Source organism: Streptomyces sp. BBFR2 (genome assembly GCF_044497305.1).
Classification (GTDB): domain Bacteria; phylum Actinomycetota; class Actinomycetes; order Streptomycetales; family Streptomycetaceae; genus Streptomyces.
Window position 1 is genome coordinate 3,048,299 of the sequence record NZ_CP172415.1, and the last position, 24,098, is coordinate 3,072,396.

At 73.1% G+C, this 24,098-nt stretch carries 16 protein-coding genes, 1 tRNA gene and 1 other RNA gene; 4 read left to right on the forward strand and 14 right to left on the reverse strand.

Going from position 1 to position 24,098, the window contains the following annotated elements:
* Nucleotides 1-462 precede the first annotated feature (462 nt).
* A complete protein-coding gene (locus tag ACGH2B_RS11810) occupies nucleotides 463-2,913 on the reverse strand; it encodes a DNA polymerase III subunit gamma and tau (protein ID WP_399087786.1) in 2,451 nt (816 codons plus the stop codon).
* Nucleotides 2,914-2,957: 44 nt separating this feature from the next.
* An RNA gene (gene ffs, locus ACGH2B_RS11815) (signal recognition particle sRNA small type) lies at nucleotides 2,958-3,056 on the reverse strand.
* Nucleotides 3,057-3,186: 130 nt separating this feature from the next.
* Here ffs and ACGH2B_RS11820 point away from each other — a divergent pair.
* Nucleotides 3,187-3,274: transfer RNA gene (locus ACGH2B_RS11820), tRNA-Ser, on the forward strand.
* Nucleotides 3,275-3,447: 173 nt separating this feature from the next.
* On the opposite strand, the gene ACGH2B_RS11825 is transcribed toward ACGH2B_RS11820, so the two are convergent.
* Both ACGH2B_RS11825 and ACGH2B_RS11830 read right to left on the reverse strand, forming a co-directional pair.
* Nucleotides 3,448-4,113, reverse strand: coding sequence for a hypothetical protein (locus ACGH2B_RS11825; RefSeq protein WP_399087788.1), 666 nt, complete (start codon nucleotides 4,111-4,113; stop codon nucleotides 3,448-3,450).
* Nucleotides 4,110-4,733: a hypothetical protein gene (locus ACGH2B_RS11830; RefSeq protein ID WP_399087790.1), complete on the reverse strand. Its 624-nt coding sequence runs from the start codon at nucleotides 4,731-4,733 to the stop codon at nucleotides 4,110-4,112. Before ACGH2B_RS11830 ends, ACGH2B_RS11825 begins: the two co-directional genes overlap by 4 nt.
* 373 nt (nucleotides 4,734-5,106) lie before the next feature.
* Here ACGH2B_RS11830 and ACGH2B_RS11835 point away from each other — a divergent pair, with 373 nt between their 5' ends.
* Entirely contained in the window at nucleotides 5,107-5,745 is a 639-nt protein-coding gene (locus ACGH2B_RS11835; protein WP_399087792.1) for an HD domain-containing protein, read from the forward strand.
* Between the two features lie 4 nt (nucleotides 5,746-5,749).
* On the opposite strand, the gene ACGH2B_RS11840 is transcribed toward ACGH2B_RS11835, so the two are convergent.
* The 9 genes from ACGH2B_RS11840 to kdpF all read right to left on the reverse strand — a co-directional run bounded on the left by ACGH2B_RS11840 (nucleotide 5,750) and on the right by kdpF (nucleotide 19,663).
* On the reverse strand, nucleotides 5,750-7,975 hold the full coding sequence (locus ACGH2B_RS11840) for a transporter substrate-binding domain-containing protein (protein ID WP_399087794.1): 2,226 nt from the start codon (nucleotides 7,973-7,975) through the stop codon (nucleotides 5,750-5,752).
* Nucleotides 7,976-8,142: 167 nt separating this feature from the next.
* A complete protein-coding gene (locus tag ACGH2B_RS11845) occupies nucleotides 8,143-10,227 on the reverse strand; it encodes a hypothetical protein (protein WP_399087796.1) in 2,085 nt (694 codons plus the stop codon).
* Nucleotides 10,224-12,203: a hypothetical protein gene (locus ACGH2B_RS11850; protein ID WP_399087798.1), complete on the reverse strand. Its 1,980-nt coding sequence runs from the start codon at nucleotides 12,201-12,203 to the stop codon at nucleotides 10,224-10,226. The genes ACGH2B_RS11845 and ACGH2B_RS11850 overlap by 4 nt, the downstream gene beginning before the upstream one ends.
* Complete coding sequence (locus ACGH2B_RS11855; protein WP_399087800.1) at nucleotides 12,200-13,039, reverse strand: toll/interleukin-1 receptor domain-containing protein; 840 nt, start codon at nucleotides 13,037-13,039, stop codon at nucleotides 12,200-12,202. The genes ACGH2B_RS11850 and ACGH2B_RS11855 overlap by 4 nt, the downstream gene beginning before the upstream one ends.
* A 330-nt stretch (nucleotides 13,040-13,369) precedes the next feature.
* Nucleotides 13,370-14,614 carry a helix-turn-helix transcriptional regulator gene (locus ACGH2B_RS11860; protein ID WP_399087802.1) on the reverse strand — a complete coding sequence of 415 codons (1,245 nt, stop codon included), beginning with the start codon at nucleotides 14,612-14,614 and terminating at the stop codon, nucleotides 13,370-13,372.
* Nucleotides 14,615-14,998: 384 nt separating this feature from the next.
* Nucleotides 14,999-15,670, reverse strand: coding sequence for a potassium-transporting ATPase subunit C (locus ACGH2B_RS11865; RefSeq protein ID WP_399087804.1), 672 nt, complete (start codon nucleotides 15,668-15,670; stop codon nucleotides 14,999-15,001).
* A gap of 8 nt (nucleotides 15,671-15,678) precedes the next feature.
* Nucleotides 15,679-17,799 (reverse strand): potassium-transporting ATPase subunit KdpB, encoded by a 2,121-nt coding sequence (gene kdpB / locus ACGH2B_RS11870; protein WP_399096947.1) that lies wholly within the window; start codon nucleotides 17,797-17,799, stop codon nucleotides 15,679-15,681.
* A gap of 68 nt (nucleotides 17,800-17,867) precedes the next feature.
* On the reverse strand, nucleotides 17,868-19,532 hold the full coding sequence (gene kdpA / locus ACGH2B_RS11875; protein ID WP_399096950.1) for a potassium-transporting ATPase subunit KdpA: 1,665 nt from the start codon (nucleotides 19,530-19,532) through the stop codon (nucleotides 17,868-17,870).
* A 32-nt stretch (nucleotides 19,533-19,564) separates the two neighbouring features.
* Nucleotides 19,565-19,663: a K(+)-transporting ATPase subunit F gene (gene kdpF, locus ACGH2B_RS11880; RefSeq protein ID WP_030285908.1), complete on the reverse strand. Its 99-nt coding sequence runs from the start codon at nucleotides 19,661-19,663 to the stop codon at nucleotides 19,565-19,567.
* Nucleotides 19,664-20,169: 506 nt separating this feature from the next.
* Here kdpF and ACGH2B_RS11885 point away from each other — a divergent pair.
* Both ACGH2B_RS11885 and ACGH2B_RS11890 read left to right on the forward strand, forming a co-directional pair.
* The gene (locus tag ACGH2B_RS11885) at nucleotides 20,170-21,231 is read left to right on the forward strand and encodes an SDR family oxidoreductase (RefSeq protein WP_399087806.1); all 1,062 of its coding nucleotides are present in this window, start codon (nucleotides 20,170-20,172) and stop codon (nucleotides 21,229-21,231) included.
* Nucleotides 21,232-21,366: 135 nt separating this feature from the next.
* Nucleotides 21,367-21,927 (forward strand): hypothetical protein, encoded by a 561-nt coding sequence (locus ACGH2B_RS11890; RefSeq protein WP_399087807.1) that lies wholly within the window; start codon nucleotides 21,367-21,369, stop codon nucleotides 21,925-21,927.
* On the opposite strand, the gene ACGH2B_RS11895 is transcribed toward ACGH2B_RS11890, so the two are convergent.
* Nucleotides 21,924-23,972 (reverse strand): APC family permease, encoded by a 2,049-nt coding sequence (locus tag ACGH2B_RS11895; RefSeq protein WP_399087809.1) that lies wholly within the window; start codon nucleotides 23,970-23,972, stop codon nucleotides 21,924-21,926. The genes ACGH2B_RS11890 and ACGH2B_RS11895 overlap by 4 nt on opposite strands.
* Nucleotides 23,973-24,098 lie beyond the last annotated feature (126 nt).

Consider the following 24,098-nt stretch of genomic DNA (forward strand, 5'->3'; position numbering starts at 1 on the left):
CGACAACGATTGGTGCGGTAGCCCGAGCCTACGTGCTTCCCCCGACCCGCGCCTTACGCCGTACGGACGAGCCCCCACACACACGCCCGCCCCGTCCCGCGCCCCCTTTCTCCTCTCCGGGGATGAACGCCGCCGGGCCGTCCGGCCACCTGCGGTGGTACGCGAGGAGGCCGGTCCGGCCGGTCCGTTTCCGTACCTGCCGGGACGCCGGTTCAGGACCGGCTGCGTGCCGGCGCCCCCGGGGTCACGGGCGGAAGGGCAGAGTCCGGGGTCCCGCGCGGGCCCGGCGTCGACGGGCACCCCGGGCGCGTATCGGCCCGGCGAGGCAGCGGACGGTCCGGAGAGGCGGCGGGCAGTCCGGCGATGCGGCGCCCCCGCCCGGGCACGCGATCGCTCGGCAAAGCACCCGGGCATCGGGTGGGCGGCCCGGCGCAGCGGCCCGCCGAGCCCCTCCCGCGGTCGTCACTCGTTGTTGAACTCCTCCACCACCGTCGCGCCCAGCTCCCGGACGATGAGGTCGTGGCCGCTCAGGGCGGAGTCGACGAGATCCGGGTCGTCCTCCTCCGGCATGTCGTACTCGACGGCCATCGGCGGCTCGGGGGACGCCTCGGGTTCCGGGGCACGGCCGCCCGGACCGCCGGACGCGGGCGGCGCCACGGCCTCCCGTGCCATCCGCGCGCCCTGACCGCCGCCGGAGGAGCCACCACCGGCCGCCGGGCCGCCCTGCGACGGTGCCGACGACGGCGGGCCGGACTGCGCGGGGCCGCCGTAGCCACCGCCCTGACCTGCGCCGTAACCGCTTCCCTGGCCGCTGCCGAAGCCACCGCCACCGCCGCGTGCGGCGCCGGCCGGCGGATTGGCGCCGCCCGACGGATCGACGATGGCCTCCACCCGCCACTGCACATGGAACGTCTCGGCGAGCACGTCCTTGAGCACGTCCTCGCTGCCGCCGTTGGCGAAGCTGTCGCGCGCCCCGGCGTTGGGGAAGCCGATCTGGAGAGTCGTGCCGTCGAAGCCGGAGACCTGGGCGTTCTGACTGAGCAGGATCCACGTGAAACGTCGGCGGCCCTTGACCGCGTCCAGGATCTGCGGCCACATCTGCCGCACCTGCGCCGCGCCCTGCCCGCCCCCGGCCGGGGCCTGCGGTGCGGGCGCTTGCGCTGCGGGCTGCTGCGGGGCCGCCGCGGGCGCCGGAGCGGACGGACGCGCTCCCTGCCCCGGGGCCGCGGCCGACGGCCAGCCCCCGGGCCGCCGCCCGGCATCGCCCTGGCCCGCGCCGCCGCTCCCGGGCCAGGCACCGGGGCGCGCGGGGCCGCCCTCGCCGCCCCCGGTGGGCGCGGCGGGGCTTCCCGTCGCTTCCTGCGCGCCGGCTGTCGGTCCACTGCCCGGAGCCGCGGCCCCGGGCCAGGCACCGGCCGGACGCGGCTGTTCCGCGACCTGCTCGGCCGCGTGCGATCCGCTCCGCGGGGCCGCGCCCTCCGCTGGTACGGCAGCCGGAGGCGCCTCCGCGGGCGGAGGAGCCACAGGCGGGGCGGCTGCGGGGCGGCCTGCCGCGGGCCCGCCGGGGCCGCCACCGGTCGCGCCACGCACCGCCGCGCGCGCCGCCGCCGGGCCCGCGGGTCCTGCGGGGGGCCCCACCGGATGGGCCTCCGGCCCGGGCACATACCCGACCGCGGGGCCGCCACCTGCGTCGATCACCGGCGCGCCGCCGCCCGCGAACGCGGCCCCGCCGCCACCGGCGAGTCCGGCCGCGCCGACACCGCGCTCCAGCCGGTCCAGCCTGCTCTGCACGGACCGCTCGTCGTCGTACGCCGCAGGCAGCAGCACCCGGGCGCAGATCAGCTCCAACTGGAGGCGCGGCGAGGTGGCGCCGCGCATCTCGGTCAGTCCGGTGTTGACCAGGTCGGCGGCGCGGCTCAGCTCGGCGGCGCCGAACACCGACGCCTGGGCCGTCATCCGCTCCACGACATCCGCGGGCGCGTCGATCAGCCCCTTCTCCCCCGCATCGGGCACGGCGGCGAGAATGACCAGGTCACGCAGGCGTTCCAGCAGGTCGGCGACGAACCGGCGCGGGTCGTTGCCGCCCTCGATCACCCGGTCGACGACCTCGAAGGCCGCGGCGCCGTCCCCGGCCGCGAACGCCTCCACGATCGCGTCCAGCAACGAGCCGTCCGTGTACCCGAGCAGCGCCGTCGCCATGGCGTACGTCACACCGTCGTCACCGGCTCCGGCGAGCAACTGGTCCATGACGGACATCGAGTCACGCACCGAGCCGGCACCGGCGCGCACCACCAGCGGCAGCACACCGTCCTCGACCGGCGCGGACTCCTGCCGGCACACCTCGGAGAGGTAGTCGCGCAGCGTCCCGGGCGGCACCAGGCGGAAGGGGTAGTGATGGGTACGCGAGCGGATCGTCCCGATGACCTTCTCGGGCTCCGTCGTCGCGAAGATGAACTTCAGATGCTCCGGCGGCTCCTCGACCACCTTCAGCAGGGCGTTGAACCCCGCCGAGGTGACCATGTGCGCCTCGTCGATGATGTAGATCTTGTACCGGCTGGACGCGGGCCCGAAGAACGCCTTCTCCCGCAGGTCACGGGCGTCGTCCACACCACCGTGCGAGGCGGCGTCGATCTCGATCACATCGATCGATCCCCGGCCGTTGCGCGCCAGGTCCACACAGGACTGGCAGGTGCCGCACGGCGTCGGGGTGGGGCCTTCCTCACAGTTCAGGCAGCGCGCCAGGATGCGCGCACTGGTCGTCTTGCCGCAGCCGCGCGGGCCGCTGAACAGGTACGCGTGGTTGACGCGGTTGTTCCGCAGGGCCTGCTGGAGCGGATCGGTCACGTGCTCTTGCCCGATGACCTGGGCGAAGGTCTCGGGTCGGTAGCGGCGGTACAGCGCGAGGGACGACACGCATACGACGATATCGGCCCCCACTGACAACCGGGCCGCCCGCGAACGCAAACGCCCCTCACGCACCCGCCAGAGCCGACCTACCCTTGCTGCCTTCCGGCCCTGGGGGAGTTCAGTCAGATAGCGCCACGTGAGGGGCTGCGCACCACAGTAGCGGATCCCCGCCCCCGAACACGACCCGCCCCCACCTGCGACTCCCTCCCACCCGGCCCGGACCCCCGCCCTCCGGATCATGGTCGCGAGCACCCCTCAACGTCTTGTATTGTTTGCGGCGGAGGATTCGCCTAGTGGCCTAGGGCGCACGCTTGGAAAGCGTGTTGGGGGCAACCCCTCACGAGTTCGAATCTCGTATCCTCCGCCAGTGCCTCACCGGGCACGATATTGAAGGGCCCCACCGTTCGCGGTGGGGCCCTTCAACGTTTCTTCGGGTTTGTTGTTCCTGGCCTTTGTCCGCACGAGGGGACTGGCCCCGAGCCTGTCCCCGGAGTGGGGCGGGCGCGGGGCCGGGGCCGGATGTCCCCCGGGGGGCAGGGGTTACTCGTGGGCGCTGATTTCGCCGCCGGCGGTGAGGACGATGTAGATGCCGTTGGCGTCGAGGCCGGCGGAGGCGTTCTTGTCCGCCTCCAGGGTGGCGTCTACGGAGCCCTCGTGGCCGATGATCTCCGCGCGGTAGTGGAGCTCGCCGAGCTTGGTGATCTTGGCCTGCCAGCCGCCGGCGAGGGTGACGACGCCCGGGCCCCGCTGCTCGCCGCCCATCCAGGAGTGGACCTCGCCGCCCATGGTGAGGACGACGTACATGCCGTTGAGGGCGGCGCCGGCGTCCGTGTCGTTCGTCTCCAGCGTGGCCAGGGTTTCGCCGTCGTTGACGATCCTGGCGCGGTAGTTCTGGTTGCCGAGGTCGGTGATCTCGGCGGTGCTGCCGTCCACCAGGGTCACGGTCTTGTCCGCGCCGGTGGACGCGCCGGTCGACTTGGTTTCGGCCTTGGCGGCGGAGCCGGACTTGGCGGCGTTCTCCGCGCCGGTGGCGCCCGCTCCGCCGGATTGGGCGGTGGCCGCGTGGCTCGCGGACTTCGTACCGGAGGCTTCGTCCGCGCCGCCGGAGCAGGCGGTCAGGGTGAGACCGGCGACGGCGGTCAGGGCCGCGAGGGCGACGCGCAGGGTACGGCGGCGGGTGGTGCGGGCGGTGGTGGTGGCGCTCATGTCGGGTCCCCCCGGGCAGTTGGTGTCGTGCTCTCCTCGGTACGACAACCACTCTGCGCGGGGCCGCTAGCGCGGGGCTGCCTTGGCGCTAACACCTGACTAATGGGGTGGGTGGGGGCGGTCGGTGGGGCTGGCGGCTGCTCCGTTGCCCTGATCCTCGGCCCCTCCGGCGGCGGGGCCGGAGGCTGTTGGACGAGGGCCGGACGGGCGTGGGAGTGGGGGCTCGGGCGCCGTCGGGAGAGGGGCGAAAGCTGTGGGACGGAGGCGATCCGCCGGGCTCCGGGGGCGAGGGTGCGGACGGCCGACAGGAGGGCGTCGTCGACCGGTTCCTCGGCGAGGCGGTTGCCGCCCGCGACCAGCACCGTGTCGGCGGAGCCGGCCGCGTCCGGCGTGACGGTGCCGGTCAGGGCCGGTCCGGCGGTGGTGACGGGGCCGCCGCCGGGCGGGACCGGCGTCAGCTCGTACGGGTGGCCGAAGCGGTCCGCCTGGTGCAGTACCTCCGACGGGCCACTGAGGTCGAGGAGCGTCACGCCGTCGAAGACGACGAGCGCCACCCGGAGCGGCGGGCCCTCTGCCCGGCGGGATGTCCGGATCTGTGGTTCGTATGGCCGTGAGGACATGGCGTCAGGGTGGGCACCGGGGCGAATCTGGGGGGACCGGCGCGGAGGGCGCCGGGGAGGAGGATCCGTCGGGGAGGAAGGTCCGTAGGGAGGAAGGTCCATAGGGGAGGAGCGGGCGTCGGAGTGGGCTGGCACGGGAGCGGAGCGGGCGCCGGGACGGAGCGGGCGCCGGGACGGAGCGGGCGCCGGAGCGGAGCGGCTCCGTCCGCTCGTTCCCAGGCACCCACCCGTATCTGCCCGCCCGTATCTGCCCGTCCGCCCCAGTCCCCCGCCCCCGTCCATGCCCCCGTCCCTGCCCCTGCACCGCCCATCCGCCGCCCCGTCCATCCGCGCGCCACGCTGCATCCCCGTATCAACCGAGAGGACGTGTCTCATGCGTACGTCGATTGCCGGAGTGGAGATTCCGGACAGTGCTCTTGCCCGGGAGGCCACGGAGTTGGTGCGGGAGGCCGCGTCGCCGTTGGTTTTCGATCATTCGCGGCGGGTGTTTCTCTGGGGGACGCTGCAGGGGCGGAAGGAGGGTGTTATCGCTGATCCGGAGCTGTTGTACGTCGGGGCGATGTTTCACGATCTGGGGCTGACGGAGCGGTTCCGGCGGACGGATCAGCGGTTCGAGATCGACGGTGCCGATGAGGCACGCCGGTTCCTGCGCTCCCACGGCGTCTCCGGTGAGGCGGCCGACCGGGTCTGGACGGCCATCGCGCTGCACACCACGCCCGAGATCCCGCTCCATATGGCACCGGAGATCGCGCTGGTCACGCGGGGTGTGGAGCTGGATGTGCTGGGCATCGGCTACCACGCGGTGACGGCGGAGGAGCGGGCCGCGGTGGTCGCGGCGCACCCCCGTCCGGACTTCAAGAACGGCATCCTCGCCGCGTTCACGGAGGGGATCAAGGACCGGCCGGAAACGACGTTCGGCAACGTCAAGGCGGATGTGCTGGCCCATTACGTGCCCGGGTTCGTGCGGGGCGACTTCGTCGAGGTGATCAAGGGCTCCGACTGGCCGGAGTGAGGCGTCAGGTCCCGCCGTTGATCGCGGTGCGGGTCACCGCGCCCGCCTCCATGTCCCATTTCTTGAGGATCTTGCCGTAGGTGCCGTCCCTGATGAGGCGGTCCAGGGAGGCGCGGACGGCGTCGCGCAGCGCGGTCTTGCCCTTGGCGACGGCGATGCCGCAGGTGCGCGGGGCGATCTGGTCGCCGGTGAGGGCGAGTCCGGGGTGGTCGGCGAGGGCGCGGGCGGCGGGCGGGTAGTCGTCGAGGCAGGCGTCGGAGAGGCCCTTGGTGACGTCGGCGTACATCTCGTCGGGGGTGGGGAACTCGCGGATCTGCGGCTTCCGCATGCCGAGTCCGGCCAGGTGTTCCCGGGCCTCGGTGTTCGCTTGGACGGCGATCTTCTTGCCGGTCAGGTCGTCGAGGCCCTTGATCCGCGTGCGGGCGGCGCGGGGGACGACGAGGACGAGGCCGATGCGGAAGTAGTCGATCAGGTCGACGCCGTGGTCCTGCCGGTCGGTGGTGTCGGTGAGGGCGGAGAGGATCAGGTCGTGGCGGCCCGAGGCGAGGCCGGGCAGGAGGGTGTCGAAGGCGCCGTTCCGGAACGAGACCTCGATGTTCAGGTCCCGGCCGATCGCCTTCCCCAGATCGATGTCGCACCCGACGGGTTCGTCGCCGTCGAGGAACTCCATCGGCGCGTAGCTGAGGTCGGAGCCGATGTAGAGGCGGCCCTGTTCGCGGATCTCGGCCGGGAGCGCGGCGCGCGGGGAGCCGCCGGGCGACGCCTTCCCGCCGGACGGCTCCCGGCCGGCCGGGTTGGCGCCGACGGACGGGTCCCGGCCGCTGTCACCGCCGTCCGGCAACAGCAGCCACGCCAGCGCCCCGGCCCCGGCGGCGGAGAGCGCCCCGGCCACCGCCCGGCGCCGGATCGGCCTGCCGCCGGTCCGCGCCGATGCCGCCGTCTCCTGGGACGGCATGACGGGCGCCGGCCCGTACGCCCCCTGCGGGGTGGCCGCGAGGCCGGGCGGGGAGCCGGACGGAGTGCTGGGGGCGGACGGAGTGCCGGGGGCGGACGGAGTGCCGGGGACGGGCGGGTACGGGCTGTGCGGTTCCTCGGGTGGCCCGGATGCCCCGGGCGGCTGCGCGTGGTGCGGAGGTGTGGCGGCCTGGGGGTGCGGGGAGGCGGCGGGCGGGGCGGGGGCGCCTGGGGCGAGAGGGGCCGGTGTCCGGTCCGTTCCGCCTGTCCCGCCTGTCCCGCCTGTCCCGCCTGACGTCCGGTCCGCGCCGCCCGGAGTCCGGTCCGCGCCGCCTTCCCCGCCCCGCATCCCGTTCGGCGGCCCGTCCGGCGGCCACGGCCCCGCTCCCGGCTGCCGCGGGTCGCGCAACCGGGCGGAGAGGTTGTGGAGTTGGGCCGTCAGTGGCGCCGGGAGCCAGTCGGTGTACGAGGCCGGGGCGCCCACGCGGGCCATCAGGTCCGCGAGGGCGGGTCGCCGCTCCGGTTCCGTCGCCAAGCATGGCCCCGCCAACTCCCTTATATCTACGGGGAGTTCGTCGAGGCGGGGGCGTTCGTGGACGGTGCGGTACATGAGGATCTGCGGTTCGGCGTTGCCGTACGGGCCGCTGCCGGTCGCCGCGTACACGATCACGCCGCCGAGGGCGAAGACGTCGGCGGCGCCGGTGATCTCGCCGCCGGTGAGGGTGAGTTGTTCGGGGGCCATGAAACCGGGGGTGCCGAGGGCGGCGCCGGTGACGGTCAGGGCGGTGTCGGTGGCGGAGTGCGCGATACCGAAGTCGATGACGCGCGGGCCCTCGGCGGTGAGCAGGATGTTCGACGGTTTGAGGTCGCGGTGGACCAGGCCGTGCGCATGGACCGCGGCCAGCGCCTGGAGCAGTCCGGCCGTCAGCGCCCGCACCGTGGGCACCGGCAGCGGTCCGGCGTCGTGCACCGCGTCGCTGAGTGAGATGCCCGGTACGTACTCCGTCGCCATCCAGGGGATCTCGTCGTGCGGCGCCGCGTCGACCACCGGCGCCACGAACGGCCCCCCGACCCGCCGGGCCGCGGCCACCTCCCGCGCGAACCGCTTACGGAACCCCAGGTCATCGGCGAGTTCGGCGCGCGCGGTCTTCACCGCCGCGGTCCGCCCGTCCGCCCCGCGCCCGAGGTAGACCCGCCCCATCCCGCCGCCCCCGAGCAGCCCGACGATCCGGAACGTCCCGATCTGCCGAGGATCGCCCTTGCCCAGCGGTCGCACCGCTTCCCCCTGCCTGTGGCGTCAGTTGCGTAGGCAGTATCGCGGACGGGGGCGCGGGTGGAGGGGTGGTGGGGTGGGGTGCCGGGGTGGTGGACGGGGACGGGCCCCACCGCGATCGGTGGGGCCCGTCATCCGCCATGGTGGCTCCCGGGGCCGGGCAGGGCAGGTCAGCCGAAGCCAGGGGTGTGCGGGTTGTGGGGCCCGCCCTCGTGCGGAGGCTCGGGCTGGTCCGCGGCGGCCGGGGTGGCCTGGCCGCCGGAGTCCGCGGGCGGCATGGCCCAGACCCGGGGAGGCGCGGCGGGCGGCCCGGCCGGGGGCGCCGCCGGTCCGTCCTGGGGCGGTACGGGCCGGCCGCCCCACCACGGGGTGCCGTCGGCCGGCGGCGCGGCGTTCGCGGGCGGGGTGCCGTCGGCTCCAGGGTGGCCTGTCATCGGCGCGTCGTTCGGCGGCGGGGCGTACCCACCGTCCGGTGCCTGCTCCGGCGGCGTTCCGTAGCCGTGCCGGGGGTCGTGGCCCGGGGCGCCGGGCCGGTCGGGGTTGCCGGACGGGGAGGGGACGCCGGGGACGTCGTACGGGGACGCTTGCGGGGCCGGGGCGCGGCTGTCGTCGGAGGCGGCCTCGGGGGCGGAGTGCGGGGTGGCGGGTTGTCCGTCGGCGCTGCGCGCGTCGCCGCCGGTGTATCCCGCGCCGGTGTTGTCGTCGGTCAGCGGCGCGTCCGCGGATCGTCCCTCGTGGGGCCGCTGCTCCTCGTACCCGTCGCCGGGGCGGCGGTCGAACGGGCTCGTGGGGGCGGTGGGCGCTTGCTCGGGGTGGTCCGGGTCCCGGTGCTCCTCGGTGACCGGGCCGGGGTCCCGGTCCTCCTCGGTGACGCGACCGCGCGGTGTGTCGGCGGCGGGGCCACCGGGCCGGCTGTCCGGGGCCGGTCCCTCACCCATCAGGGTGCCGCGGTCGCCGGGGGGCTGTGTGGTGGGGTCGGTGAACGGCGGCTGGGTCCCGGGGGGCGGGCAACGGTCCGGGGCCAGTCGCTGCCTGATCCGTTCGGCCTGCTCGGGCAGCCCGGCGGCCTCGGTGGTGCGGGCGATGCGTTCGACGTACGCCTCACGCTCCGGTGAGCCTTCCTTCAGGCCGAGTTCGTCGAGCAGCCCGGCGATACGGTCGACCGGATCGCTGTCCGGAGCCGTGGCGGTGTGCGGGCCCGGTTCGCCCGGTGTGTACGGGGTGTGGCGCAGCCCTTCGTAGGCGCCGTCGGAGGAGCCCGCCGCCCGGTCGCCGGAGAACGGGGCCCGCGCCTCGTCCGGCATGGGGGCCCTGCCGGTGTACTCCGCGTCGTCGTCGGTCCCCGTGGTGTCCGTACCGCCCACAGTGGCGAGGTAGGACTCACGGTCCGGATATCCGGCGACGACGTGCCGGAACGGTTCGGGGATGTCGGTGTCGTTGGCGGCGGCCGACAACTGGGCGAGCGGGCCGATCATGTTGACCGCGTCCTTGACCCGTTCGTCGTGGCGGGCCAGCCACCAGACGACGGCGGTGCCGGGGGTCTTGAGCACCTCGTCGCCCAGGTAGGCGCGGCGGCTGCGTTCGAAGTGGCGGTTGCGTTCCCAGTCCTCCTCGTCCTTCCGGAGCTGGGACAACTTCTCCAGCCGGAGACGGTCGTCCTCGTCGAGCGTCAGGCTGATGCCGTCCGCGAGAACGGTGATCAGGTCCGAGGGGTCGTTCTGCCGGAAGCCCAACTCGCCCTGCAACCGGCGGTGGACCGCCTCCCACTGCTCGGGGTCCTCCCGGCCGACGACGGCCTGGGCGCGGGAGAGCACGGTGGACTCGGCGAGGTCCGCGAGGCCCGGTTGCGCGGGACCCGCGTCATTGCCGAGCGGGCGCCACCACACCGTGGCGGAGAAGACGAATGTGTAGTCCGCCCGGGCACTGGCCAGCCGGACGTGGTCCACCCGCTTCTCGTTGAAGGGCGGTTCGGGCGGCGCCATGAGGGCGGTCGTGAAGGGCGACGGCACAGGGGCGGTCCCGTAGGGCGGCGTACCGGGCTCCGTCACGGGTGACGGATCGGGCCGGTACGGGTCGTCTTCCCGCCGCGCCTCGGTGGACTGGTGCACCACCAGCAGGGACAGGCCCGCCACCAGCGCCAGCGCCGGGAAGACGGTCACCCAGCCGGGCCAGCCGAGTTGCAGTCCGAGCAGGACGGGCACGGCACCGCTGAGCAGGACGAGGAGGAGGGGAACGGTCTTGCTTCGAAACGTCATCGGGGTTCTCCCTTGGGGGCGCCGGGGCGGTCGGTCGTGAAGTCCAGGCCCTGCGCGGCGTCGATCTTCTGCCGGAGTCCGGCGGCTCTCTCCTTGCGGGCCACACGGTCGAGCGGCGTCGGCGCGGCCGCCGCCCAGTCGCAGGTGAGGACGTAGAGGTGGTTCAGGACGCCCGGATCACCGTCGGCCGCGCGTATCAGGGCGTCCGGCGCACGGCGCCAGTCCGGCCGTTCGTGGGCGGCGGTGAAGAGCGCGAGCGCCGACGGCTGCCAGTCCGCCGGGGCATCGGCGCGGTCCAGCACCGCGCGCCAGGCATCCTGGAGGGCCTGCCGGTACGGGCAGAAGCCGAGCCGGGCAGGGTCGAGCAGGTCGAGAAGGAGCTGGAACTTCCGCACCGCCACGCCCCGCCGCACGGTCAGCAGCCGGTGGATGAGCCGGGCGTGGAGGCGGCGGCTGCTTCCTGCCAGGTCCAGAAGGTCCTCCCATGCCACCTCGGCCTCCTCGCCGGGGCGGAGCGCCAAATGGTGCAGGCGTACCAGGGCCTGGTCGGGGTGGGTGGCGGCGAGGACCTGCCGGCAGACGCCGGCCAGGACACGGGCGAGGCTGCGGCTGAGGTGGGCCCCCGTCACCCAGTCGTAGATCTGGGTACGGACACGGGCGGCGTGCCGTACGTGTACCAGGCCCTGTTCGAGCAGGGCCGCCGTCTCCGCCTCCATCGAGCGGGAGACGGTGGGGCCGGTCCATCGCTCGGCCACCGAGCAGAGGTCATCGGGGCGGCCGACGGCCAGGCACTGTTTCGCGAGCCGCACCGCCAGACGCTGCCGGTCGCTGCCGGTGAGGTCCGGATACTGGGCCACCTCTGCGCCCCAGTCCCGTAACTCGCTGCGTAGATCTGGGTAGTTGGACCAGAAGTGCAGACGCACCGCCGCGTCGTATGCGAGCTTCCCGAACCGGACCCGGCCGTCCTCCTCCCGCCGGACGTCCAAGGCGTCCAGCCGCTCTCCGAGTCCGGGCCGGGCGAGAAGCGGCTGCTTCTCCTCTTCGTGCCCGAGTCTGGCGAGGAGTTCGACCGCTCCCTGGTGCACAGCGTCCGCGGGGGCGTCGCTGAGCATGGCGGCGGACAGCAACAAGGCACGCTCCGGCACGTCCCCGTGCTTCTGCACGAGGGCGGTCACCTCTTTGGAACGGTCGGTGACCGCGGCGAGCGCTTCTGCGCACCAGTCGGGGAATCCGCCCTGGTGGCCGGCCCGTTCGCGGGCACGACGCACCATGTCCGAGAACTCGAAGATCTCCCACATCGGCGATTCGTGGAGCAGATGCTTCAACTCCGGCCTGTCCAGACTCCCCCGGCCGACGTCGATGCCATCCTGCCGGAGCGTCAGGGCGAGCACCCGTAGCCCGTCGGGCCGCCCCAGATCGACTGTGGCCGGGGCCAGGTCTGGGCGCAGCAGGTGTCTGAGGCCGGTGGGCAGCACCACGGCCATCCACGCACTGCGCTCCGCCACCCTCGCGCGATAGGTGACCAGGCGTTGCTGGGCCGCCTGGTAGCCGTCGTCGGAGATCGTGGAGAGGTCGAGCAGGTACCGGACGCCTTCGGCGATATCAGGAACGTCCTCGTCGTTCTTCTCCCCTCCGGCGGACAGTTCCTCGAACGGGCCAGCCGGGGCGTCCAGCCGGTGGAGCAGCATGGTGGCGGCGGTCCGCAGCCCGACGCCCTCCGGGCCGTCCAGCAGGACGGTGTTTCCGGGAAGGGCCAGCCGGTCGACGGCCTTCCCGAAGCCGGCCGGCGGGACGAACCGCCGGCTGAGCCAGGCGCGGTGTTCCCGGGCGACCGTCAGCGGGTCCTTACCCGTACGGACCGGCCGGGCCGGGCCGTGGTAGTGAACGTGAGTGGCCGAGTTGTACTGGGGTCCGGGCCCGGCGTTGACCGGCCCCTGCGAGCCGCTGATCCAGGTGGCGCCGTCCTCGTCGGTCACCTGTCGCTGTCCTCGGCTGCGCGGCGGTTGTCGTGGTGGGTGCCGATGTGGTCCCCGGTGAGGTGGGTGGCGTTCTGGTCGCCTGCGATGTGGGCGTCGCCGACCTGTCCGGTGACGTCGCCCGCTACGTAGTTCGCACCGTTACCGGAGAACTGCGGGGCGTGGTGCGCGGTGTGCTGCGAGCCGCTCCCCGTGTTGACGGGTCCGTTCGGCCGGTCGAAGTACGTGCCGTGGAAGCCGCCGGCGAGGTTGCCGATGCCGCCGTTCTGGTGGATGGTGCCCGCTTGTGCCTGGACGCCTTCCACCTGGTTGCCGCCGACCGCCCCGGCCGTCCCCCGCGTCTTCTCCTCGGCCGCCTGCCGGTCGGCGTCCGTGAGATGCGGGGCCAGCTCGGCGATGTCGTCGCCGATGCGCTGGAGGCCGGCGGTGTGGTCGCGGTGGTAGAGCCGCCGGTACTGGCAGTCCGCGAGCCAGGCGAGGGCCTTCGGCAGTTGCGCACGCTGCAGCCGGAGCGTGTCCCCCACCAGCACCGGGATGACCTGCGCGGATGCGGACGCCTCCAGGATCTCCCGGCGCGTCCAGTCCTCGGGGACGTCCAGCGCCCGCCTGCCGTCCCTGGCCTGCACCGTCAACCAGTCCGGTCCGATGACCGCGAGCAGGACGTGGCAGCGGCGGGCGGCGGCGACCAGCTCCTTGCGGAAGTTCTGGCCCGCTTCGATGGACTTGCCGGCGCGGAAGACCTGATCGGTGCCGAAGCCCTGGGAGAGGTAGACGTCGAGCGTGGTGGCGGTGGCCTCTTCGTCCTTGGTGCGGTAGTTGATGAAGACGTCGCGCATGGCGGTGTTCTCTTTTCCTCTTCGGGTCTCTGCGGGATCGGTCCGCCGCGGGGCGGCGGGCCCGGTCGATGACGGAGCGGGGAAAGCTCCGGGTTCGGTGCGCGCCGGGTGTCCGGGCGCGGCGGGACGGGCCGCCGTCGGCGGCCGGGACTCGGTGCGGAGGCCAGGGTCCGGTGCGGAGGCCAGGGTCCGGTGCCGGGGCCGGGGCGGGATCGCCGTACGGTCGTGGGGCAGGCCGCTCCCCTACGGGCAGGCGTCATCGCCCCCGCACGGCGGGGGAATCAGGCGGGGTGGTGCCGCCCGGCGCCGAGAGGCGGGGCGGGGCGGCCGTCAGGGCCGGGTGAGGGTGAGCGCTCTGGAGAGCGCGGGTTGCAGCTCGCGTACGGCGCGGAGGGTACGGAACCGTGCCAGCTCCCTGGCGAGGTTGCGGACATCCGCGGTCACGGTGGCGGAGCGCACCGCCACCGTCAGGTCGAGCAGTTCGGCCGCGATCGCGCAGGCCCGCTCGACCTCACCGGCCGCGGCGTGCGCCCTGGCGTGCCGAAGGCCGTACCGGGTGCGGGAGCGCAGGGCGTGGGGCGGGATGCGCAGGCACTCCCGGTCGAAGACCTCGGCGGCCTCGCGCGGGCGCCCCAGGTCGAAGAGGCACCAGCCGGTGACCATGGCGGCGGGGTCCGTCAGATGCGAGGTGCCGATCACCGGATCGCCGCCGGTCCGGGCGGGCTCCGCGGCGAACAGCGCGCGGGCCCGGTCGAGGCTGGTCAGACAGGCACGCTCATCACCGGCGAGCGCATGGCCCTGGGCCTCCCGCTGAGCGGCGAGTCCCTGGATACGGGAGGGCAGCCGGTCGGACTGCGCCCGGCCCGCGAGAGCGACGGTCTGCGCCGCGTCGTGGTCGTAGAAGGCCACCAGCGCCTGCCGGACCAGGGCGTACGACGACAGGTTCCGGTCGCCGCCGGCCTCCGCGAGGTCGACGGCCTTGGCCGTCCAGTCGAGTGCGGCGCGGTTGTCGCCGCTCTCCTGCGCCATCCAGCCGGTGTAGTTGGCGAAGTGTGCGGCGAGGACGAGGAGTTCGGCGCCGTCGGACGAGCCCTGGGCGACGGCGAGCCGGGCCACGGTGCGGGTCTGCACCCCGAGCAGGTCGAGGAGGGTCCCCGGGTCCGTGCTCTGTCCCAGGCGGCGCATCTGCTCCAACTGTGCCCGGAACGGGTCGGCGAGCGAGACGCCCACGGGCCGCTCGGTGCCGGCGCCGGAACCGGCCGGGAAGCTGTAGCCGATCAGCGAGGCCGCCCCGGCGGTGAGCAGACCGCGCCGGCCGAGGGGCCGGTCGGACAGCGGTAACGCGTCGGTGAGGTCGGGCGATTCCTCCTCGGCCAGCTCCTGCAGCCGTCCGGCGGCCCGGAACAGGACGTCGCAGCGGCGGGCCAGCGCGACGGAGGGCCGCTTCTCCCCCCGCTCGATGCGGCTGAGGTGACTCCGGCTGTAGTTGGTCTCCTGTGCCAGGTCGTGCAGCGTGCGTCCGCTCTGCTCCCGCAGGCGGCGCAGTTCGCCCCCGAAGGTGGGGTTCATGGGCATGCCAAGTCCTCTCGTCGCGGCGCACGCGTCGACAGTTCCGGGTGGGGTCGGAGCGCGATTTCCGCTCCACCACGAGCTTGGCACGCGAAGGGAGCTCCGCACGGCAATCCGGACGTGTTGTCCGTTGCCTCTTTCCGGTAACCGGACGCGGAACGGCGGCCCGGGGCGGGCCCGCGCGGCGGCGGCGCCCCGGGACCGCGAACCGCGGGGACCGTTGCGTGCGGTCTTGCCGTGCTTGCGGTCCGCACGCGCCGGGGAAAGCCGAACACCCGCTCGGTAAAGGCGAGTTGGCGCGATCCCGGCACTTGCGGGCCCGCCCCACGCAGGACCGGCACCGCCCGCCCGGCCCCCGCCTCCGGACAGGCGTGCCCACCACACCTCACCTCACCCCTTCGCCTTCACCGCCTCCGCCAGGGCCACGTTCAGTTCCAGGACGTTGACCCGGGGCTCGCCCAGGAAGCCGAGGGTGCGGGGGGTGGTGTGGGTGGTTACGAGGTGGGTGACCTGGGAGACGGGGAGGTGGTTGCGGGCGGCCACGCGGTGGATCTGGAGGGTGGCGTAGGCGGGGGAGATGTCGGGGTCGAGGCCGGAGGCGGAGGAGGTGACGGCGTCGGCGGGGACGTCGGAGGGTTTGGGGGTGTAGCCGGGGACGGTGTTGTCGGCGAGGACGGTGGCCTTGGTCTCCTTGATGGACTTGATGAGGTCGGGGTTGTCGCCGGCGAGGTTGGTGGCGCCGGAGACCTGGAGCTTGTACTGCGTGTTCAGGGTGTTCTCGGCGAGACCGCCGGAGGGGCGGGGCTGGAACCAGCGGAGGTCGGGGGCGGGGGTGTCCTGGCCCTTCGTCAGCGGCAGGTCGTAGCGCTGGCCGAGGAGGGAGGAGCCGACGGGCCGGCCGTCGCTGCGGAGTTCGGAGCCGTTGGCCTGGTGGGGGAAGAGACCCTGGGCGAGGCCGGTGACGGCGAGGGGGTAGAGGACGCCGCACAGGACGGTCAGGGCGAGGAGGGCGCGGAGCGCGGCGCCGGTGAGGCGGGCGGTGTTGGCCAGGGAGGTGTTCATGGTGGGCGTCACCCGATGCCAGGGATGAGGGTCAGGAGCAGGTCGATGAGCTTGATGCCGATGAACGGCGTGATGAGGCCGCCGAGTCCGTAGAGGGCGAGGTTGCGGCGGAGCATGCGGTCGGCGCTCATCGGGCGGTAGCGCACGCCCTTCAGGGCGAGCGGGACGAGCGCGACGATGACCAGGGCGTTGAAGATGACGGCCGACAGGATCGCGGACTGCGGGGACGTCAGGCCCATGATGTTGAGCTTGTTCAGGCCCGGGTACACCACCGCGAACATCGCGGGGATGATCGCGAAGTACTTGGCGACGTCGTTGGCGATGGAGAACGTCGTCAGGGCGCCGCGGGTGATCAGCAACTGCTTGCCGATCTCGACGATCTCGATGAGTTTGGTCGGGTCGGAGTCGAGGTCGACCATGTTGCCGGCCTCTTTGGCGGCGGAGGTGCCGGTGTTCATGGCGACGCCGACGTCCGCCTGGGCGAGGGCCGGGGCGTCGTTGGTGCCGTCGCCGGTCATCGCGACGAGTTTGCCGCCGGCCTGTTCCCGCTTGATGAGGGCCATCTTGTCCTCGGGGGTGGCCTCGGCGAGGAAGTCGTCGACGCCCGCCTCCGCCGCGATGGCCTTGGCGGTCAGCGGGTTGTCGCCGGTGATCATGATGGTTTTGATGCCCATGCGGCGCAGCTCGTCGAAGCGTTCGCGCATGCCGTCCTTGACGACGTCCTTGAGGTGGATGACGCCGAGGACCCGGGCGCCCGCCTCGTCCTCGACCGCGACGGGCAGCGGGGTGCCGCCCGCCTCGGAGATGGCGGTGGCGATGCGCTCCACATCGGCGGCGACGGTGCCGCCGCGCTCGGTCACCCATGCGGCGACGGAGGCGGTGGCGCCCTTGCGGACCTTGCGGGCCGGGTGCGCGGTGCCGTCCGCGGGCAGGTCGACGCCGGACATCCGGGTCTGGGCGGTGAACTCGATCCACTCGGCGCCGGTCAACTGCGCCTGCTCCCGGGCGGCGAGGCCGTACTTCTCCTGGGCGAGGTCGAGGACGGAGCGGCCCTCGGGCGTCTCGTCGGCGAGGGAGGAGAGCTGGGCGGCGTCGGCGAGTTCGGTGGCGGTGACGCCGGGGACGGGGACGAACTCGGCGGCGCGGCGGTTGCCGTAGGTGATGGTGCCGGTCTTGTCGAGGAGGAGGGTGGAGACGTCGCCCGCCGCCTCGACGGCGCGGCCGGACATCGCCAGGACGTTGCGCTGGACGAGGCGGTCCATGCCGGCGATGCCGATGGCGGAGAGCAGTGCGCCGATGGTGGTGGGGATCAGGCAGACCAGCAGCGCGGTCAGCACGATCATCGACTGCTCGGCGCCCGCGTAGACGGCGAACGGCTGGAGGGTGACGACGGCCAGCAGGAAGACGATGGTCAGGGACGCCAGCAGGATGTTGAGGGCGATCTCGTTGGGGGTCTTCTGCCGGGCGGCGCCCTCGACGAGGTTGATCATCCGGTCGATGAAGGTCTCACCGGGCTTGGTGGTGATCTTGATGACGATGCGGTCGGAGAGGACCTTCGTGCCGCCGGTGACGGCCGAGCGGTCGCCGCCCGATTCGCGGATGACCGGCGCCGATTCGCCGGTGATGGCGGACTCGTCGACGCTGGCGACGCCCTCGACGACGTCGCCGTCGCCGGGTATGACGTCACCGGCCTCGCAGACCACCAGATCGCCGACGCGCAGGTCGGTGCCGGGGACGCTCTCCTCGTCGGTGCCGGTCAGGCGGCGGGCGACGGTGTCGGTCTTGGCCTTGCGCAGGGTGTCGGCCTGCGCCTTGCCGCGGCCCTCGGCGACCGCCTCGGCGAGGTTGGCGAAGAGAGTGGTCAGCCAGAGCCAGGCGGTGATCGCCCAGCCGAACCACTCGCCGGGGTGGAGCAGGGCCAACGCGGTGGTCAGCACCGAGCCGATCAGCACCACGAACATCACCGGGGACTTGATCATCACCCGGGGGTCGAGCTTGCGGAACGCGTCGGGCAGCGAGCGGAGGAGCTGCTTGGGGTCGAAGAGCCCGCCGCCGACGCGGCCGCCTCCGGGGTGTTCGGGGGCGGGCGCCTCCTGCTGCGGCGCCCGGTCCTGGGTGACGGTGGACATCGCGTCGTCCTCGTGGTTCTCGGTGGGGGTGGGCGCCTGCGCGCCGGCGGGTCGCTGCGTACCGGTGGTCATGACGCGAGCCCCTCGGCGAGCGGGCCCAGGGCCAGGGCGGGGAAGTAGGTCAGCCCGGCGACGATCATGATCGTGCCGACCAGCAGGCCGGAGAAGAGCGGCTTCTCGGTACGGAGGGTGCCCGCGGTCTTCGGTACGGGCTGCTGCTCGGCGAGCGAACCGGCGAGCGCCAGGACGAAGACCATCGGGACGAAGCGGCCGAGCAGCATGGCCAGGCCGATGGTGGTGTTGAACCACGGGGTGTCGGCGGAGAGTCCGGCGAAGGCGCTGCCGTTGTTGTTGGCGCCGGAGGTGTACGCGTAGAGGATCTCGGAGAAGCCGTGCGCGCCGGAGTTGAGCATCGAGTGCGGCGGGGTGGGCAGCACCAGCGACGCGGCGGTGAAGCAGAGCACCAGCGCCGGGGTGACGAGGATGTAGCAGGCGGCGAGCTTGATCTCGCGGGTGCCGATCTTCTTGCCGAGGAACTCCGGCGTCCGGCCGACCATCAGCCCGGCGAGGAACACCGCGATGACCGCCATGATCAGCATGCCGTAGAGGCCGGAGCCGACGCCGCCGGGCGCGATCTCGCCGAGCTGCATGCCCAGCATCGTGATGCCGCCGCCGAGCCCGGTGAACGAGGAGTGGAAGCTGTCGACGGCGCCGGTGGAGGTGAGGGTGGTGGCGACCGCGAAGATCGACGAGCCGCCGATGCCGAAGCGGGTCTCCTTGCCCTCCAGGGCGCCGCCGGCCGCCTGGAACGCCGGTCCGTGACCGCCGGATTCGGCCACCCACATCAGGGCGGTGAAGCCGATCCAGATGACGGCCATGGTGCCGAGGATCGCGTAGCCCTGCTTGAGGGAGCCGGTCATCCGGCCGAAGGTGCGGGTCAGCGCGAACGGGATCACCAGGATCAGGAAGACCTCGAAGAGGTTGGTGAAGCCGTCGGGGTTCTCGAAGGGGTGGGCGGAGTTGGCGTTGAAGTAGCCGCCGCCGTTGGTGCCCAGCTCCTTGATGACCTCCTGGGAGGCGACGGCACCGCCGTTGACCTGCTGGTGTCCGCCGAGGAACTGCCCGATCTCATGGATGCCGGAGAAGTTCTGGATCGCACCGCACGCGACGAGGATCAGCGCGCCGACGACGGATATGGGCAGCAGCACCCGGACGGTGCCGCGGACCAGATCGGCCCAGAAGTTGCCGAGTTCGCCGGTACGGGACCGGGCGAAGCCGCGCACGAGCGCCACGGCGACGGCGATGCCGACGGCGGCGGAGACGAAGTTCTGCACCGCGAGTCCGGCGGTCTGCACGACGTGGCCCATGGCCTGTTCACCGGCGTACGACTGCCAGTTGGTGTTGGCGACGAACGACGCGGCGGTGTTGAACGCCTGGTCCGGGTCGATCGAGGCGAAGCCGAGGGAGCCGGGCAGGCTGCCCTGGAGCCGCTGGAGCAGGTAGAGGAAGAGCAGGCTGACGGCGGAGAAGGCGAGGACGCCGCGCAGGTAGGCGGGCCAGCGCATCTCGGTGTGCGGGTCGGCGCCGATGGCCTTGTAGATCCACTTCTCGACGCGCAGATGCTTGTCGGAGGAGTAGACGCGGGCCATGTGGTCGCCGAGCGGGCGGTAGGCGAGGGCGAGCGCCGCCATGAGGGCGAGCAACTGGAGCAGCGCGGCGAGCGCGGGGCTCAGCGCGCCGGAGGCGGCAGCGAGGGAGTTCACCGTCAGAACCTCTCCGGCTTGATGAGGGCGAGGACGAGATAGCCGAGGAGGGCGACGGCCACGAGCAGCCCGATCACGTTCTCAATGCTCTGGGCGCTCACAGCTTCGCCACCCCCTTGGCGATGACGGCCACCAGCGCGAAGACCGCGAGCGTGGTGACGACGAAGGCCACGTCGGCCATCGTGAACTCCTGGAAGAAGGGCAAAACGGAACGGCCGGGCGCTTCCACCCGGCCGCGTGGACCCCTCGACGAAACCTCTTTTCGGCCATCTCGCCGATCCCGTTGACGGGTCCCTTACGGCCCCGGGCCCGCTCTTGACGCGTCCCGTACGCCACTTCGGCCGGTTCCGTAGAGGCGTGCGGGGCGCGGGCGCGAAGCGCCGTTTTCCGCCGGTCTTCAGAAATGGGTCGTTTTACGCGCAGGAGCGGCGATCTTCGCTGGCGGGAAGCGGATCGCCCGCAAGGTTGATCTCCGGAAGGACAACCGGTTCACGGCTTCGGGTCCGGCACGATCAGGACGCTTTCCCCATCGGCGAATGGCCGTCCACGGCACTGCCTGGCCGACCGCCCTCGCAGACTTCGCCCCAGCAATCGGACGGGACCCGACATGACCGACCATGTTCTGACCGGTACGACCGGATTCGTCGGCAGCCACCTGCTGTCCGACCTCCTCTCCGACGACACGACCGGCAGCGTCTACGCGCTGGCCCGCGGCACCGCGGAGCGTTCCGCCGCCGAACGCGTCCACGCGGCGTTGGCGGTCGCCGGGCACCGCTCCGCCGACGGGCAGCGGCCCCTGACCGTGGTGGAGTCCGAGCTCACCGAACCGCTGTGCGGGGTCGCCGCCACCGCCGTCCCCCGCGGCGACGGACCGCTCGTCTTCTGGCACATAGCGGCTTCGCTGCAGTGGCAGCAGGAGAAACGGGCGAGCGTGTTCGAAACCAACGTCGAAGGCACCCGGCACGCGCTGGAACTGGCGAAGAGCCTGGGCGCGGACCTCTTCGTGTACGTATCCACCGCGTACACCTGCGGCACCTTGCACGGTGACCTTCCGGAGGCGCTGCACCGGCCCCCTGCCTTCAACAACGCGTACGAGGAGAGCAAGTGCGCGGCGGAGCACCTCGTGGCCGGGTCCGAGGGGCTGAGGACTCTGATCCTTCGTCCTTCGGTGGTCATGGGGACGTCCCACGACCACCGGCCGAGCGGAAGTTACACGGGCCTCTACGGCTACCTGACCACGTTGCGCAGGTTCCAGAGCGAGCTCGACGGCTGCGGCGGGCCCGTCCGCTTCGCGGCGGACCGGGACACCACCATCTCGTTCATCCCGGTGGATCACCTCGTGGAGGACTTCCGCGCGATCGTGGGGGCCGAGATGGCGGCGCCGCGCCGGAGCGTCTACCACGTGAGCGGACGGACCGAATCCACTGTCGGCGAACTCACGGACTACATGCTGAAAATCCTCGGGATGGACGGCCAGATCCTTCTCGTCGACGAGACCCTGGAGGACCTCTCCCCCCTCGAACTCTCCCTCGCGAAGCGGCTCGAGTTCTTCTCCGGCTACCTGCGCGCGGAGAAGCGGTTCATCCGCAGCCAGGAGCCGGAGCGCTCCACTCCGTTCCACGAACTGACGAGGTTCATCGACGCCGAGGTGACGCTCGCCTCAGGGTGAACCCGGCGGTGCGCCGCCGGGCATGCGGCGGTCCCGTACGGGGCCCGTATGGGGTCCGTCAAGGTGCGCCCCCGTCCCGTCAGCGCCGTGTCAACGGGCCGTCCGGCGGGCGGGGGCGGGCCTAGCGTCGGCGGTATGGAACGACGTGGCACACGCGCCGCCGTGCGCACGGCGACCGGCACCGTACGGCGTCCGGAGCGCACCGCGACCGATGAGGACTGGCCCGCCGCGTGCCGGGAGGCCGTGCTGGGCGGGGCGGGGCTGCTGGCGGCGCTGACCGCTCTGGACGGCGCCGCCGGGAGCCTGGATCCGCTGCGCGGCGGGCTGTGGGCGGCGCTGGCGGTGACGCTGTTCGCGCTGCTGCTGCCGCCGCGGGTGACCGCGGGCCAGGGCTGGCTGAGCGCCCGCGGGCCGCTGCGGCGGCGGACCGTCCGCACCGACCGGCTGGTGTCGGTGCGCTGGTCCGAGGGGATCGCGCAGCGGCTGGTGCTGCGCGACGACACCGGGCGGCGGCTGGTCCTCGACCCCCGGGTGCTGCTCGCCAACCCGGCGCTGTGGCACCTCTTCGCCACCGGCGCCCGCACCGCGCAGGCGTCCGGCGCCCTGCTGTGCGGCGCGACGGCGCTGCGGCAGCTGACCGAACGCGCCGAGGAGCGGACCGCGCGGACGCTGCTCGCGGGAAGCGGCCGCGCTTAGGGCGGCGCCCCCGGGCCGGCGTCGCGGGGCGGGTGGAGGGCGCCCTGCCCGAGGGCGGGTGCTCCGCGGCGGACCGCGCCCGCGCCCCGGACGGCGGGGCGGGCGTGCGCCGAGGACGTGAGCTGCCAGGGCACGGACGTCACCATCACGCCGGGCGTGAACAGCAGCCGGCTCTTGAGCCACAGCGCGGTCTGGTTGTGCAGCAGGTTCTCCCACCAGTGGCCCACCACGTACTCGGGGATGAAGACACCGACGACGTCGCGGGGGCTGGTGCGGCGGATGTGGCGGACGTACTCGACGACCGGCCCGGTGATCTCCCGGTACGGCGAGTCGACGACGGTCAGCGGGACGTCCACGTCGAGGCGGCGCCACTGCTCCTCCAGGCGGGCGGTGGCGGCGCGGTCCACGTCGACGGTGAGGGCCTGGAGCCGGTCGGGGTGGAAGGCGCGGGCGTAGGCGACGGCGCGCAGCGTCGGCTTGTGGACGGTGGAGACGAGGACGAGCGCCAGCACCCGTGACGGCGGGGTGAGGTCGGCGCGCGGATCGGTGACGGTCAGCTCCGCGGCGACGGCGTCGTAGTGGCGGCGGATGGCGCGCATCGTCAGCCACAGCACCACCGCGGCGAGGACGGCGAGCCAGGCGCCTTCGAGGAACTTCGTCGCCAGCACGATGACCAGCACCAGACCGGTGACGAGCGCCCCGGCGGCGTTGACCGCGCGTGCCAGGTGCCGGCGGCCGCGCAGCGCCGGATCCGGGTCGGTGCGCAGGGCGCGGTTCCAGTGCCGGACCATGCCGGTCTGGGAGAGCGTGAAGGAGGTGAACACCCCGAGGATGTAGAGGTGGATGAGGCTGGTGACGTCCGCCTCGAAGCCGAAGAGCAGCGCCGCGGCGACGACCGCCAGCACGAGGATGCCGTTGGAGTACACCAGCCGGTCGCCGCGGCTGTGCAGTTGGCGCGGCAGATAGCGGTCCTGCGCCAGGATCGAGGCGAGCAGCGGGAAGCCGTTGAACGCGGTGTTGGCGGCGAGGATCAGGACCAGCGCGGTGGCCGCCTGCACGACGAAGAAGCCGGCGGAGCCCGGCCCGCCGAAGACCGACGCGGCGAGCTGGGCGATGACGGTGCGCTGGTGGTACCCGGCGCAGTCCGCGAGTCCGGTCAGCCGGCAGGGGTCCTGTGTGATGTGGACCTTCGCGACGAGCGCGAGGGTGGTGACCCCGGCGAACATCACCACCGCGATGGCGCCCATCGCCGCCAGTGTGGCCGCCGCGTTCCTCGGCTTGGGCCGCCGGAACGCCGGGACGCCGTTGGAGATCGCCTCGACGCCGGTCAGCGCGGTGCAGCCGGACGAGAACGCGCGCAGCACCAGCATGACGAGGGCGAGCCCGGTCAGCCGGTCCGAGCCCGGGGTGGGTGTGATGCCGTAGCGGGCGCTCTCGGCGACCGGCGCGTCCCCCATCAGGTACCGGATCAGCCCCGTCCCCACCATGATCAGCACGGCGGCGACGAAGAGGTAGGTCGGAGCGGCGAAGGCGCGGCCGGACTCGCGGACGCCCCGCAGGTTGGCGGCGGTCAGCAGCGCCACGAAGCACAGGGCGAGCAGCACCCGGTGCCCGGCGAGCGCGGGCAGCGCCGAGAGGACGTTGTCGACCCCCGAGGCGACCGAGACCGCCACCGTCATCACGTAGTCGACCAGCAGCGACGCCGCCACCACCAGCCCCGCCGACGGCCCCAGGTTGGTGGAGACCACCTCGTACGAGCCGCCGCCGCTCGGATAGGCGTACACCACCTGCCGGTACGAGAGGACGACCACCGTCAGCAGACCGACGACGGCGGCGGCCAGCCACGGCGTGACGTGCAGATAGGCGAGCCCGCCGAGGGTGAGGACGAGCAGGATCTCCTGCGTGGCGTACGCGACCGACGACAGCGGGTCGGAGGCGAAGACCGGCAGCGCGAGCCGCTTGGGCAGCAGCGTCTCGCCCAGCTCCTCACTGCGCCGGGCCCGCCCGAGGAGCAGTCGCTTGAACAGTCCGGTCACGGTGGCCACGGGCCGAGAGTAGGCAGCGGCACGCCCTCGGCGGTGGCGGCGCGGGCGAGGCGGTGGCCGGGGGCGGCGGATGGAGCAGCGGGGCGAGGGGCCGGGGCCCGGTCGGGGGCCGGGCCGGGGTGCGGT

Bases quoted from the DNA above. Each gene is read 5' to 3' on its own strand.
- ACGH2B_RS11885 (WP_399087806.1), top strand. From the start codon at position 20,170: ATGACCGACCATGTTCTGACCGGTACGACCGGATTCGTCGGCAGCCAC.
- ACGH2B_RS11825 (WP_399087788.1), bottom strand. From the start codon at position 4,113: ATGAGCGCCACCACCACCGCCCGCACCACCCGCCGCCGTACCCTGCGC.
- ACGH2B_RS11890 (WP_399087807.1), top strand. From the start codon at position 21,367: ATGGAACGACGTGGCACACGCGCCGCCGTGCGCACGGCGACCGGCACC.
- ACGH2B_RS11860 (WP_399087802.1), bottom strand. From the start codon at position 14,614: ATGCCCATGAACCCCACCTTCGGGGGCGAACTGCGCCGCCTGCGGGAG.
- ACGH2B_RS11835 (WP_399087792.1), top strand. From the start codon at position 5,107: ATGCGTACGTCGATTGCCGGAGTGGAGATTCCGGACAGTGCTCTTGCC.
- ACGH2B_RS11830 (WP_399087790.1), bottom strand. From the start codon at position 4,733: ATGTCCTCACGGCCATACGAACCACAGATCCGGACATCCCGCCGGGCA.
- ACGH2B_RS11865 (WP_399087804.1), bottom strand. From the start codon at position 15,670: ATGAACACCTCCCTGGCCAACACCGCCCGCCTCACCGGCGCCGCGCTC.
- ACGH2B_RS11855 (WP_399087800.1), bottom strand. From the start codon at position 13,039: ATGCGCGACGTCTTCATCAACTACCGCACCAAGGACGAAGAGGCCACC.
- kdpB (WP_399096947.1), bottom strand. From the start codon at position 17,799: ATGTCCACCGTCACCCAGGACCGGGCGCCGCAGCAGGAGGCGCCCGCC.
- ACGH2B_RS11845 (WP_399087796.1), bottom strand. From the start codon at position 10,227: ATGACGTTTCGAAGCAAGACCGTTCCCCTCCTCCTCGTCCTGCTCAGC.